Annotated in this window: 13 protein-coding genes and 1 pseudogene; 11 read left to right on the top strand and 3 right to left on the bottom strand. The window is 69.9% G+C overall.

Annotated elements, in window-relative coordinates; translation table 11 throughout:
- Positions 1 to 45: 45 nt before the first annotated feature.
- Genes NW895_RS24325 through NW895_RS24335 form a run of 3 tightly spaced genes read left to right on the top strand, consistent with a single transcriptional unit; the run spans position 46 to position 3,704 of the window.
- A complete protein-coding gene (locus NW895_RS24325) occupies positions 46 to 1,287 on the top strand; it encodes a hypothetical protein (protein WP_289938021.1) in 1,242 nt (413 codons plus the stop codon).
- Positions 1,288 to 1,335: 48 nt separating this feature from the next.
- Positions 1,336 to 1,986, top strand: coding sequence for a MobC family plasmid mobilization relaxosome protein (locus NW895_RS24330; RefSeq protein WP_289938022.1), 651 nt, complete (start codon positions 1,336 to 1,338; stop codon positions 1,984 to 1,986).
- Complete coding sequence (locus NW895_RS24335) at positions 1,983 to 3,704, top strand: relaxase/mobilization nuclease domain-containing protein (protein ID WP_289938023.1); 1,722 nt, start codon at positions 1,983 to 1,985, stop codon at positions 3,702 to 3,704. Before NW895_RS24330 ends, NW895_RS24335 begins: the two co-directional genes overlap by 4 nt.
- Positions 3,705 to 3,716: 12 nt before the next feature.
- Here NW895_RS24335 and NW895_RS24340 read toward each other — a convergent pair whose 3' ends face one another.
- Complete coding sequence (locus NW895_RS24340; protein WP_289938024.1) at positions 3,717 to 4,007, bottom strand: hypothetical protein; 291 nt, start codon at positions 4,005 to 4,007, stop codon at positions 3,717 to 3,719.
- A 419-nt stretch (positions 4,008 to 4,426) separates the two neighbouring features.
- Between NW895_RS24340 and NW895_RS24345 the strand changes: the two genes are divergently transcribed.
- From NW895_RS24345 to NW895_RS24360, 5 genes and pseudogenes are all read left to right on the top strand, one after another.
- Entirely contained in the window at positions 4,427 to 4,990 is a 564-nt protein-coding gene (locus tag NW895_RS24345) for a DUF3223 domain-containing protein (RefSeq protein ID WP_289938026.1), read from the top strand.
- Positions 4,991 to 5,121: 131 nt separating this feature from the next.
- Positions 5,122 to 5,709, top strand: coding sequence for a recombinase family protein (locus NW895_RS24350; RefSeq protein ID WP_289938027.1), 588 nt, complete (start codon positions 5,122 to 5,124; stop codon positions 5,707 to 5,709).
- Positions 5,667 to 5,837 (top strand): hypothetical protein, encoded by a 171-nt coding sequence (locus NW895_RS41245; RefSeq protein ID WP_354670104.1) that lies wholly within the window; start codon positions 5,667 to 5,669, stop codon positions 5,835 to 5,837. Before NW895_RS24350 ends, NW895_RS41245 begins: the two co-directional genes overlap by 43 nt.
- Positions 5,767 to 5,928, top strand: a pseudogene (locus NW895_RS24355) (helix-turn-helix domain-containing protein); the annotation flags it as partial. The gene NW895_RS41245 and the pseudogene NW895_RS24355, both read left to right, overlap by 71 nt.
- 122 nt (positions 5,929 to 6,050) lie before the next feature.
- Complete coding sequence (locus tag NW895_RS24360; protein ID WP_159327204.1) at positions 6,051 to 6,440, top strand: hypothetical protein; 390 nt, start codon at positions 6,051 to 6,053, stop codon at positions 6,438 to 6,440.
- Positions 6,441 to 6,570: 130 nt separating this feature from the next.
- On the opposite strand, the gene NW895_RS24365 is transcribed toward NW895_RS24360, so the two are convergent.
- Together NW895_RS24365 and NW895_RS24370 are read right to left on the bottom strand one after the other, a co-directional pair.
- Positions 6,571 to 6,963: a hypothetical protein gene (locus tag NW895_RS24365; protein ID WP_289938031.1), complete on the bottom strand. Its 393-nt coding sequence runs from the start codon at positions 6,961 to 6,963 to the stop codon at positions 6,571 to 6,573.
- Between the two features lie 187 nt (positions 6,964 to 7,150).
- The gene (locus tag NW895_RS24370) at positions 7,151 to 7,837 is read right to left on the bottom strand and encodes a DUF317 domain-containing protein (RefSeq protein WP_289938318.1); all 687 of its coding nucleotides are present in this window, start codon (positions 7,835 to 7,837) and stop codon (positions 7,151 to 7,153) included.
- Positions 7,838 to 8,436: 599 nt separating this feature from the next.
- Between NW895_RS24370 and haaT the strand changes: the two genes are divergently transcribed.
- The 3 genes from haaT to NW895_RS24385 all read left to right on the top strand — a co-directional run bounded on the left by haaT (position 8,437) and on the right by NW895_RS24385 (position 12,707).
- A complete protein-coding gene (haaT, locus tag NW895_RS24375) occupies positions 8,437 to 11,190 on the top strand; it encodes a cyclophane-containing RiPP biosynthesis TPR protein HaaT (protein WP_289938033.1) in 2,754 nt (917 codons plus the stop codon).
- 139 nt (positions 11,191 to 11,329) lie between these two features.
- A complete protein-coding gene (haaA, locus tag NW895_RS24380) occupies positions 11,330 to 11,533 on the top strand; it encodes a HaaA family cyclophane-containing RiPP peptide (RefSeq protein WP_123760355.1) in 204 nt (67 codons plus the stop codon).
- Between the two features lie 13 nt (positions 11,534 to 11,546).
- A complete protein-coding gene (locus NW895_RS24385; protein WP_289938037.1) occupies positions 11,547 to 12,707 on the top strand; it encodes an FxsB family cyclophane-forming radical SAM/SPASM peptide maturase in 1,161 nt (386 codons plus the stop codon).
- The last annotated feature ends 25 nt before the right edge of the window (positions 12,708 to 12,732 follow it).

Raw genomic sequence — 12,732 nt, forward strand, 5'->3', positions numbered from 1 at the left:
ACAAAACTAGGGCCAAGGGCTACCTGGCCCCCCCCCCCCCCCGCGATGACCGTGGCGCTCCTCCTCCTACTCGTGTTGTCCGCCCTGTTCGCCGGATGGACGATCCGCCAGCAGCACCGCCGGCCGTCCGCCACCAACCGCCGACGCGGGACCATCGCCGTGCCCGTCGCGGCCATGGCCGCGATCGGCTGCACCGCCTACAGCGCGGACACCAGCTGGCGGTTCGCCGCCGACTACCTCGACATGGGCGGCACCACCGAGCGTGTCGCGATGTTCGCCGCCGCCGAGCTCGCCCTGTTCGCCACCGCGCTGATGGCACGCCAGAACCTCAACGGCCCGAAGCAGGCACCCGGTACGCCCGGAACCCTCACCTGGGTCATCAGCGCCGTCCAGATCCTGCCCGCCTACGCCGAGTCCGGGCTGCTCGGCGGCACAGTACGAGCCTTTGTCGGCCCCGTCCTAGCCGCGATTCTCTGGCACCTGGCCATGGGCATCGAACTGCGCCACCACACCCCCGACGCCACCTCACGCAGCCTGGCCGCCATCCTCATCCGCCAGGCACGCGAACGCCTGCTCGCCCGACTCGGCATCGCCGACCAGGACGCCGATGCCGCCCGACTCATCCGCGAGCGCGCGCTGACCGAAGCCGTCGCCCTGATCCTGCGCGCCGAGTCGATGACCGACAAGAAGCGCGGCAAACGGCAGCAACGACGCCTGACACAGCGCCTGCACCAGGCTCTCGAGCGGGCCGACGTCGACGGCGATCCGCTCCAGGACGAGCTGCTGCTGCGCAAACTCGCCACCCGCAGGCAGGCCCTCGGCCTCGCCTCCCTCACACTGCCGCCACGCTGGCAGGCCCCGGCCTCGTACACCGCCCGCGAATCCGGGCACAGCCGCCCGGGCTCCGCCCGCCCGGAGTCAGCGCCGCGGGCAGAGCAGGACGCTGCCCGCCCGCGGCCTGCCCGTTCGGCGCCAGGGCTGCCCGCCCGGGCAGACACCGAAGACAGCCCGCCGCTCACGGGCAACACCTCGGGCAGCGCTCCGGGGAGGCGCGAGCGGAAACCGGCTGCCCGGAAGAAGCGCAACAACGGCAAACCCCGCGCCTCCGACGAGGTCATCCTCAAGTACACCCGCCGCATGTACGAGGAGACCGGCAGCGTCGGACGCGACCGGGTGGAGGACGCCCTGCGCGCCGCCAGCTACACCGTCTCCAGTGACGACGTCGGAAGAGTCGTCCGTGGATTCAAGGCACAGGTCAAGGCCGATGCCGACGCTCCACCCCGGTGATCCCCGCAGCACCAACGCTCCCCACCACTCCCCGACACGGAAGGCCCCATGTACTCTCCGCACGACCCAGGCCCCACCACCCACGAGGACTACCTGCCGATCACCCCTGCCCCCGGCGGAGCAAGCAATGGCGATGGACCGTCCATGGGCCGGTCCATCGCGAACACCTCCGCCCCGGGGGTGGCGGAGGAGCAGCTCCGGCACGAGGGCGTGCCGGAGCAGGAGCGGGTGAGCGCCGGCGAACAGCCGACCGGTCTCGTCACGGGGGCCAAGCAGCGTACGCCGCACCGCCGTGCGAACCTCGATGCGCAGCGTTCCGAGCACGTCACCGCCCGCTTTGCGCCGCATGAGAAGCGCGACATCCAGTCGGCGGCGAAAGCCGAGCACGTGACCATGGCGCGATACATCGCCGACGCCACCATGGCCCGCGTCCGCGGTGAGATCACCGTCGCCGCCCCTCGCACTGTCTACGACGATGCGGTCGACGAGCTCGCCACCCAGCGGGCGCAGATCGCCCGGATCGGCAACAACGTCAACCAGATCGCCCGCCGCCTCAACTCGGGCGGCGATCCACACCCTGTGGACGCCGCGATCCTTCAGCGGGCTGAGCGCCTGCTCGCCACTGCCCATGACACGGTCCGGGCGATCGACGAGGCGGCTTTCCGGGCAGCCGGGCAGAAGGCGGGTGGCCTGAGGTGATCGCGAACATCGTCAAGCCGGGCAACAACACCTACGGCGTCCTGGCGTACCTCTTCGACAAGGGCCGCGCCAACGAACACACCGACCAGCACATCGTCGCTTCCTGGGATGACTTCGTTCCTGACCCCGGCCCGTATGACAGCCCCGGGCACAAGCAGCGGCTCGGCCAGCTCACCAAGGCCCTGGATCTGCGGGTCGAGCAGGCCGGCGACAAGGCACCCGAGGGGCACGTGTGGCACTGCTCGGTGCGCGCCGCGCCCGAGGACCGCATCCTGACCGATGACGAGTGGGCGACGATCGCCAAGCGCATGGTCCATGCGACCGGCATCGCGCCGGAGGACGATCCGGACGGCTGCCGGTGGGTGGCCGTGCGCCACGCGGACGACCACATCCACATCGTCGCCACCAAAGTCCGCGGCGATCTGCGCCCGCCGCGAAACTGGAACGACTACCACCGCGCCATGGCCGAACTCGCCGAGATCGAGAAGGACTTCGGCCTCACCCAGGTTCCGCGCGGCTCCGAAGCCACCACCGGCACTCCGGCGGCGAAGCGCCCCACCCGCGCCGAGCAGGAGAAGGCCAAACGGCTGGGCCACCACAAGACGGCTCGCGAGCAGCTGCGGCACACCGTACGCACCGCGCTCTCCCACGCGAAGGACCTGGACGAGTTCTTCAACCTGCTCGCCGACGCCAGCCTTCAGGTCGAAACGCGCACTCTGCCCTCCGGCGACCTCGGCGGCTACAAGGTCGCCCTGCCTGACGACGGCACACCCATCTGGTACTCCGGCTCCAGCCTCGCCACCGACCTGTCACTCCCGAAGATCCAGCAGCGTCTGGCCGCCACCGAAGCGCACACCGCCACGGCAACCTCACCAGCCGGCCACTACCGCCGCAGCCCTTGGCACCAGGCCACCGCTGCCGCAGAACGCATCCCCCACCACCTCGATCACGCCGACGACAGCGCTGCACAAGCCCACCTGACCATCCTCAGCGAAGTCCTCTACGCCTTGCCCGCCCACGCCCCCATCCACCTCAAGGCCGAACTACACCGCGCCGCCGTCGCCTTCGAGCACGCCGCCCACACCCGTGCCCACGCCGACCACCAGCACGCCCGCGCCCTGCGCGGCGCTCTGAAAGCCATGCGCTACCAGCCCGCGGACCACACCGGCCTGGCCATGCTCCTGGACGCCGCCATCCTCGTCGTCCTCGCAGCCCAGCGCCGCAGCGCGCTGCACCACCACGACCGGCAGGTGGCCGCCGCCCGGCAAACGCTCATCCATCTCCAGGCCGCCTACGAACAGATCGCCCCCACCGGCCTCGCCGTACTCGCCAGGCGCTGCCCTTCCGACAGCACTGTCCACCGGTACGCCGGAATCCTGCACGAGGTCCTGCCCTCCCACTCCGGACAGATCCTCACCGAGGCTGCCTGGCCCGCACTCACAGCCGCCCTCGCCGCCACCGAAGCCGCAGGCCACAACCCCGCAGCCGTCCTCCGACAGGCAGCCCAGCAACGCTCCTTGAGCGACGCTAAATCGGCATCCGAAGTTCTCGTCTGGCGCATTCAACGACTCGGCGACCGGCACGCCCCCGGCCCAGGTGCACGAGCCGCACAAGCCCGTAGCCCTCACATCCCCGACGTCCTGTCCACAGCGCGAGCCACCGCCGCGACACCCCCCACATCCACGCCACCGACACCGGGCACTCACCGGCCGCGGTGAGCACCAGCCCGCTTACACGGCGGCCCCGCACGCCTCGCACCCGCTACCGAGAACCACCGGCGGCGAGCAGGGCGCCGCTTGAGGACGTCGTTCTTCGGGACCGTGCCGTACTTGCGGCGACGGGGTCCTTGGCTGCCGCGCGGGCCTGGCGGCCGACGGGGACAACCACCGCCACACCGTCCGCTCGCTCGCCCCGGCGCTGCAGGCGACGGTCCGTACGTGCGCGGCCGTCAGCACGCCGTCGGCGCGCAGCTCCTCAAGCCGCCGCACCGCCGCCTTCACCTCCACCGCGATCTCGGCCACGGACCGAAGTGTCAGTGGGATGCCGCCGCTCCGGGGAGCCCCGCGGCACTACCTCCGCCCGAGCAGGTGAACCCCGGCCGAACCGGTTGCGCCGGTGCCCGGATCGCCGCTAGTCCGGGGCGAGTGGAACGCCGTTCCGGAAACCACCGATTCCGGGACGGCCGCCCGAACGACCGGGCCACCGACGGGGGCCGCCCCGAAAGGCGTCCCGAAACCGAAGGTTGCCCGGAGGAAGCGGGACGCGTATTCGGGGCGCGATCGTCGTAGCGTCGATGCAGTCGCACGGGAGGACGCCGGGCGGGTGCGGGACAGTCGAACGGAAGGATCAGGTTGTGGCTGAGTTCTGGATTGGGCATCGCAGGTACCGGACGAAGGGGGAAGCGCGGGAGGCGGTCCGCGAGGTGCTGTACCGGTACACGGTGGGCAGCACCGTAGACGAGGAGGAGGATCACCTGCTTCTGCTGGACCTCCTCGACATGCACCACGAAGCGGACGACAAGATCGGTCCGGGAGTCGAAGCCTTCGCGATCGCGCCGCCGCAGCGCGGCCCGTACCCCGGCTTCGAGGTGATCCGTACGGACGGGAGCCGCATCGACTTCTCGTACCAAACGTGCCTGAAGCCTCCGACCTATCGCCAGCAAGTCCTGAACGTCATGCGGGACGAGGTCAAGTCGGCCACCAACGCCTACTTCGAATCCCGGAAGGCCGCGGGCTCCCTCGTCTCGGACCAGTCCGGTACGCCGCTGGAGAGCACGAACACCGCCGTGAGCTACTTCCGCGGGCCCTCATTCGTGGACATCGCCGAGGAGTTCGCCGAGACCGTGGGCGGGTGGGAGTCGATCGAGATGACTCCATCGACCGAGCCCGGACTCGGACGGTTCAAGGACCGCGACTTGGCCGATCGGTGGTTCAGTCACCACCAGGAGCGCGCCGTGCTCGGGCTCCTTTCCACGCAGGAGAACCAGCGCCGTCCGCGCAGGTGAGACTCCCTTTTCGTGACTCCGGCCCACCCCCAGTGGCATGGCGGACCGGAGCACGGCCCATCGAAAGGTATGGAACACATGGACGGCGACCTGGACGAGATCGCCCGCGCCGAGCTCGTCGAGCGCGAGCCATGCCCGCGCCGCGGGGCGCCGCCCGGGGCGGTGTGCCGGACGAACGCGTCGTCGCCGTCGACTACCACACCGGCCGCTACGCGAAGATTCCCGCGTTCAAGTCCGGGCCCGCGATCCGCACCCCGGCTGCCCGCGGGCCCGGCTGCATCTGGGAGCCCAGCCCCGAACCCGACCTCGCCGTCGGCTCCGCGCTCGCGCGGGCCGGCGACCGCATCGGCTATGCCCGGGTCTCCAGCAAGGGCCAGGACCTCGCCGGGCAGGTCCGCCTTCTCAGGGAAGCCGGCTGCGTCTGGATCCACGTCGAGAAGATCGGCACCCGCGAGAAGATCCGCCCCGAGTACAACGCGGCGCTCGCCGACCTACGCCCGGCCGACACCCTCACCGTCACCACGCTCGACCGCCTCGGCCGCAACGTGATCGAGCTCATCACCTCCGCGCAGGACCTCGCCGAACGCGACCGCCGCCTGAAATCCTTGGCGGTCCCCTGTCCGGCATCTACGACCCGCAGGGCGCGGGCAAGGTCCTCTGCGTGGTGTTCGCCGCGATGGCGGAGGTCGAGCGGGAGTTCATCCGCGAGCGGACCCTGATCGGCCTGGACACCGCCGCGGCCAACGGCAACCAGGACGGCGGCCCGCCCCCCGGCCGTCGACGCCGACATGCTCGCCGTCGCCCTGCGCCGCCGCGACGCCAAGGAGTCCGTCACCGCCATCGCTGAGCACCTTGGAGTCGGCCACTCCACCCTTTACCGGACCCTGACCACGTACGACGAAGCGATCGCCACCAGCCGCGAGCCCGACAGCCCGTGAACGGCTCTTGCTTGGGGCGATGGGAGTGTGCTGAGGCGTAGGGTGTGCAGGGCAGATTGCGTCTGCCCACTCCGAGCCATGATGGCCCACACCATCGTGCCGGCGAAGACAAGGTTCCCCGAATGACCTACCGACAGATCACTCCGCCGACCTTGGCCGAGGTGATGCAGCAGCATCCGCAGCTCGGCTCCTTCGGCATCGGGGTCTTCGACTCCTCGCGAAAGACGGCCAAGCAGCGCCAAGCCGAGCTTGCCGCCGACCGCGAAGAGTTGGCCGGTCGCGAGGCCATCGTGATGGAGACGGCCGCATGGCTGTGGGAGAACATCACGGCGATCGAAGCACCTACCGTCAGCAGCTACACCGTGCTCCACGCGATGCAACGGGCAACCAGCAGGTACGTCAAAAATGGCGAGCTCATCGCCGCCGCTCTCATCGCTGGCTACAGCTTCGAGTACGACCAGCCCAACGTGCTATTCGGCATGAGCGACCGGGATCTGAAGGAGATGAATTGAGCGCCTCAGCAAGGATCCTTCCGGCCGTCTGAACAGGCGCAAAGGGACTTTGTGAGGGAGTCTTTCGTCGTAGCCGCCATGGTTGGTGGCCATGCCCGCCATACTCCCGACACTGACAGAAGCCGTGTCGTCAGGCACTGACAATCCGATGTCGCCCAACACCCTCTTCGAGAGTGGGGTGGAACCGGTCGACGGTACCGGAGTGGCGGTTGAACCAGGCCGCATCCAGGCCGGGCGCCTTCGTCTCCTGGCCCGCCCGACAACGCAGCCACACCGAGTCGTCGCGCATGCAGAAGACGATCCAGTCCCGGTACGCACCGCATCCCGGGCATGTACGGACCTCGCCGTCGACGACGAGCGGCTGCGGCCAGCGCATCATCACCCCGGCCACCTCATGGCGCGACGGCACCCGCAACTCCGGCGGCAGGAAACGAGGCACTACCGTTTCCTCCTCGGCAGGGGCCTGTGTGATCAGCTCGGGGCAGTCGGGCCACGGCCGTGCGGACTGCAGCCGCAGGAGCAACTCGTGGCCCGCTCACTGGGCTTCACGGAACGCGCGGTCCTCGCGAGTGCGTCGAAAGAACAAGACTCTCTACTTTCTCAGTCATAGGGCAGGCGCGGGGGGACGCTCCTCATACGTCTGGCCGGCTGCAACTCGGGGAGATTCGGTGACGGGCCACACAACAACGGCTCCTCTGCGGCAGGTGTTGTCAGCTGCGGCGGACGATAGTGAGACGCCCCTCCGCGATCTCGGGCACAGTGTGGCGAGGCACCGGCACCGGGGAGGCGAGCGAGGAGGCGAACACGGCGACCAGGTCATGGGGGACGCTGGCGCTGAAGCTGGCGCACCACAGATACGGCGCACCGGGCACGGGCTCCGCCCACGCCTGCCAACCCACCAAATCCGGCCGCGGGTCGGCGTCCTCGATGAACGGCGGCAGCATCTCCAGAGAGACGCAGGAGGAGAACCCTGGGTCCGTGGCAGTGGCGTGAGGACGGTCCACGTCGCGGATCCAGCCCCGGACACTGAGCGCGCCGAGGACCGTCTCGGGCTCCTTGAAGGCGACGTCGGGCGCCTCACGGGCGTCGAGTGCCATGAGGAGATCGGCGAGCGCCTCGTAGGAGACGCCGGTGGTGAAGTACGCGTTCCACTCCGGCATCGCGGAGGCGGCATGCGCGCGGGCGCTCAGCTGCCAGGCGACGGGCAGGCCGCCCAGCTCGAACGGGTAGGCCGCGAGGATCCACTCGGCGCCACGCAGCCCGTCCGGGCTTACGTACAGAAGGGTGTGACGGGAGGTGGGCCATATGCGCCAGCCGAGGTCGGACAGGATGTCGCCGATCCGTTCGGCGAGCACACCGTCGTCGCCGGCCAAATGACGCGGGGTGACCCAATACACCGGGTCCGGCAAGTCCGGTCGGGAGCGGTGACTGGGGTGGTGCGGGAGCAGGGGCGCCTCCAAGAGCTCGTGGGGGTAGAACACTGGCCGTCCAGGATCATCGGCATCACTTCGCTGACCAGGTCTTCCGACAAGGTGTTGGAGGGTGACATGGCTGTGCGGCTGTTCGCCAGTCGTTTCGGGGTCTTTCCTGTCTGCCTGCGGCGAACTACTGGAAAGATAGACAGGATTACCCAAAGAGGCGGGCCGCGCCCAACGCAGCTCCGGCGTGTGATCGCCAGCGGCATACGCCGCGGTGGCCCAGGACGGGCGGCCGCCGATGGCACGCAGCGCGGTCCACATCCCGCACTTGATCGACTAGCCTGGGAAGTCCTGGCCCTGCCGTTGTCGTAGCCGACAGCGCGCCTTGCGGAAGCGGGTGCACCCCATGGCTCAGACGCGCCCTTGACCAAGGTCTACGAGGACTGTTCCGTTAGGGAAGTTGGTGCGTTCTACTCGGGGGTTGCCTTCGTGACCAGGTCGGTTGGCAGTGCGTGGTGTCTCGTCAGCGGCACCAGGGGGGAATCGGCCGCTCCCCCAGCTGCTGCTGGGGCCTCCGTATGAGACTCCGGCGCGGGATCGCGATCGCCGTCGTCGCCGGAGGCGGCGCTGTGACCACCATGCTGGTAGGGCTCGTCACGAACGCCGTGTCCGATGAGTCGCGGTGGCCGGGCTGGCTGGGGTGGTTACAGGAGCACGCCTGGTTCTCGTTCGTCGTGTTGGGCGTGGCGATGGCGGGGCTGACGGCCCTGCTCGCCGGGCTCTCCGAGACGCGGCCTCCCACCCCTCCGGGCCGACCGGAGGATGGAGCAGGGCCAGGGGCCGCCCAGGTGCTGCGTTCGTTGCCGCGCGACACCGCCGCGTTCACCGACCGTGCCGCGGAGCTGGAGCGGCTGGTGGGCTCGGTGCGGGCCTCACAGGAGCGTGGCGAGGGGCTGCCCGTTCACGTGATCGACGGCATGCCCGGCGTCGGGAAGACCACCTTCGCCGTGCACGCCGGCCACCTGCTCTCGGAGCGGTTCCCCGACGGGCAGCTCTTCGTGAATCTCAACGGGCACACGCCGGGGCGTACTCCGGTACAGGCCGGCGAGGCGCTCGCCTCGCTTCTCGCGGCCGCCGGCGTGCCGACGCAGCAGATTCCCGTCGGTGATGACGTCGGAGCGATCACGGAGGCTCGGGCCGCCATGTGGCGGAGCAGGCTCGCGGACAAGAAGGCGCTGCTGATTCTCGACAACGCGGCCAGCTACCGACAGTTGGAGCCACTGCTCCCCGGCGGGAGCGGGTGTCTGGTGTTGGTGACCAGTCGCAAGCGGCTGGTGGCGAACGAGGAGGTGGTCATGTCGGTGGACGCACTGCCGCCGGATCACGCGGTCGAACTCTTCGTACGGCTCAGTGGGCGGCCGGCCGACGCTCTCGGCCGGGATGTGGTGGACGAGTTGGTGCGGCTGTGCGGGTGTCTGCCGCTGGGAGTGTCGCTTCTCGCGGCACGGCTGCGGCACCATCCGTCCTGGACCGCCGAGGACCTGCGCGGTCGACTGGTGGCGGCGCGGGATCGCCTGGGGGAGCTGCGCGCCGGGGAACGCGCCGTCACCGCGACCTTCGATCTGTCCTATCGGGATCTCCCGCCGGAGCGGCAGCGCTTCTTCCGACAGCTCGGCTTCTTTCCGGGCACCGATCTCGACCCGCACGTCGGTGCGGCTCTTGCTGAGGTCTCCGTCGTGGTGGCCCGTCGGCACCTTGAGGCGCTCTACGACGACCACCTGATCGACGAACACCCGGGAAGTCGCTACCGGCTGCACGATCTCTTGCGCGACTACGCTCGCGGTCTCGCCGCCGAGGGAGACAGCATGGACCATGTACAGGCCGTCCAGCGCGTGTGCACCTACTACCTGGCCGCTCTCGCCGTCGCGAACGGGCACACCGTGCGCAGCGGAGCCGCGGTGCCACCGGCGCCGGACGACACCTCGCGGGTGGAGACCCCGGTCCTGGAGTCGCGGGCGGATGCCCTGAGCTGGCTGGAGACCGAGCGGGCCAACATCCTGGCCTGCGTCCGGCGGGCGAACGGTCTCGCCCTGTACGACCTCGTGGTCCGGCTCGCTGCGGCCATGGCGCCCTTCCTGCGCCAGGCCGGCCCCTGGGACCAGGCCGTCGCGCTCCATCGGACCGCCGCCGAGGCCGCCCGCCATACCGGTGACCAGCGGGCGCGGGGTGATGCCCTCGCCGAGCTTGGTGTCGTACGCCGTTTCATGGCCGCCTACCCACAGGCGATCGAGGCCCTCAACGACGCGGTGACGGCGTATGAAGCGGTCGACGACCGGCGCGGCAAGGCCGAGGCACTGAACCAGCTCGGCATCGTCTGGTACCTGACCGCGGACAACGAGGACGCGGCCCGCGCCCAGACCGAGGCTCTCGCCCTCTATCGAGAGCTGGGGTACCGGCTCGGGCAGGCGAACGCGCTCGCGGATCTCGGCATGACACACCGGCAGATGAGCCGGTTCGACGCTGCGGTGGAGGCGCAGAGCGAGGCCCTGGCGATCTACCGAGAACTCGGTGACCGGTACGGAGAGGCGAACTCCCTGCGGGACCTGGGCGTCGTGCACTGCCTCATGGGCGCGTACGACCTGGCCGCGCGGCATCACCAGGAAGCGTTCGACATCTACCTGGAGCTGGACGACCGTGTGCATCAGGCTTACGCGCTGAACGAGTTGGGCGTCGTCCGACGGCTGACCGGTGACATCGAGGGAGCGCGGACGGCACACAGCCAGGCCCTGACGCACTTCACTGAGCTCGGTGAACGGTTCGGCCGCGCGAACAGCGTCCGTCACCTTGGCGTCGCGGAGCGTGTGACCGGGGATGCGGCAGAGGCGATCCGGCTTCTGGAGGAGGCCCTGGACGCCTACCGCGAGCTCGGCAGCCGCGGGGGTGAGGCCGCCTCGCTGAGCGAGCTGGGCGTGGCGCGCGGCATCGTCGGTGAGCGCGACGGGGCGATCGAGGCGTTCCAGCGCGGTTTGGGGATCCTGAGGGGCCTGGGTGACAGGTGCGGCGAGGCGGAGGTGCTGAACCACTGGGGGATGCTGCTGCTCACCTCCGATGAACCGACAGCCGCCCGTCGGCACTTTGGGCAGGCGCTCACGCTCGCGCGGGACATCCGCTGCCCGCTGGAGGAGGCGCGGGCGCTGGAGGGCATCGGCCGCTGCGACTGGACGGTTGACGGGCCTGGTCACGGCGTGGACTCGCTGCGAGCTGCCGTGACCGTGTACCGGCGGTTGGGAGTGAGCGCGTCCGTGGACGACATCGAACGGTTGCTGGTGTAGCGGTCCGGCTGACGCCGACCACGTGGCCGAATATCCCGTGTCAGATGGGTGGTTGAGGATGCTACGTTTCCGGCTGATCTGTCGCTTCAACCCCGTCGCACCGTGCCACCTCCGGCACGTACCTCACGAGGAGCGTTGAATGCCGTCACCCACGTCCGTCACCGAGCCACGCACCATCACGCCCGCCGGCCCGGCGTCCACGGAGCCGACGGCAGCCGGCACCGCCGTCCTGGACCGCGTGGCCGCCCGCGTCCGGCAACGGCTGGAGGCCGAGGAGGGCGCGACGGCCCGGGTCGGCGACGGTGCCCACGCGGCCTCGCTCATCTGGCCCTGGCCGCTGTAAGCACATCCGCTCGATGACAGAACCCGAAGGCCCCGTTCCTTTCCGGACGTTCATCCTCAAGGTCGCCAACCGCTGCAACATCGACTGCGACTACTGCTTCGTCTTCAACTCTAAGGACCAGGCGGCGCGGCGCCTGCCCGCCCGAATGGACCTCGCTGTGGCCCGGGCTGCCGCCCGGCGGATCGGTGAACACGCCTCCGCACACCGCCTTCGGACCATCCACGTCGTCCTGCACGGTGGAGAGCCGCTTCTCGTCGGCATCGGGCACATGGCCGGTCTGCTGGAGGCCGTCCGGGACAGCGTGCCGGCCGGGACCCGGGTCCTCTTCGAGCTCCAGACCAACGGGACCCTTCTGTCCGATGCCTGGCTGGACCTCTTCGAGCGGTACGAGGTCGCGGTCGGCGTCAGCCTCGACGGGCCGCCACCCGCGAATGACCGGCACCGGCTGACGCACGCCGGGCGGTCGAGCGCCGCCTCCGCCGTGCGCGGCATCGAACTCCTGCGGTCGCGGCCACACCTGTTCGCGGGGCTGCTCGCCGTCGTGGACCTGGCCAACGACCCCGTGGAGGTCCACGACTACCTGGCGGCGTTCGAACCGCCGGTGATCGACTTCGGCCTGCCGCACGCGACCCACGACGACCCGCCGCACCGCTCCGATCCGAGCGTGCCCGAGTACGGGCTGTGGATGAGCAAGGTGTACGACGCCTGGCTCGACCGGCCCGAGTACCGGCACAGCGTCCGGATGCTGGAGGACATCGTGGCCCTCAGCTCTGGCGTGCGCGGCTCGGTGGAGACGCTCGGCCTGGCCCCGCCGACGAGCGTCGTGATCGAGTCCGACGGCTCCATCGAGGCCGTGGACACCCTGCGGTCGGTCGAGGAGGGTGCTACCTGGCTCGGGCTCGACGTCCTCCGCCACTCCTTCGACGAAGCACTGTCGCATCCGAAGCTGCTGCACCGGCAGCACGGCAAGGACGCGCTCGCCGAGCACTGCCGCGCCTGCCCACTTGTGGACGTGTGCGGCGGTGGCTACCTCCCACACCGCTTCAGCGAAGCCCAGGGCTACCGGAACCCGTCTGTCTACTGCGCAGACCTGGAGTACCTCATCCGACACGTCCAGGGCTCGCTGCGGCAGCACGGCTGGGACCCCTACGCGCAGGCTGCCTCATCGCCGTAGACGCGTGTGCCGTACCACCATCGGG

The organism is Streptomyces sp. S.PNR 29, from assembly GCF_030386795.1.
GTDB lineage: Bacteria > Actinomycetota > Actinomycetes > Streptomycetales > Streptomycetaceae > Streptomyces.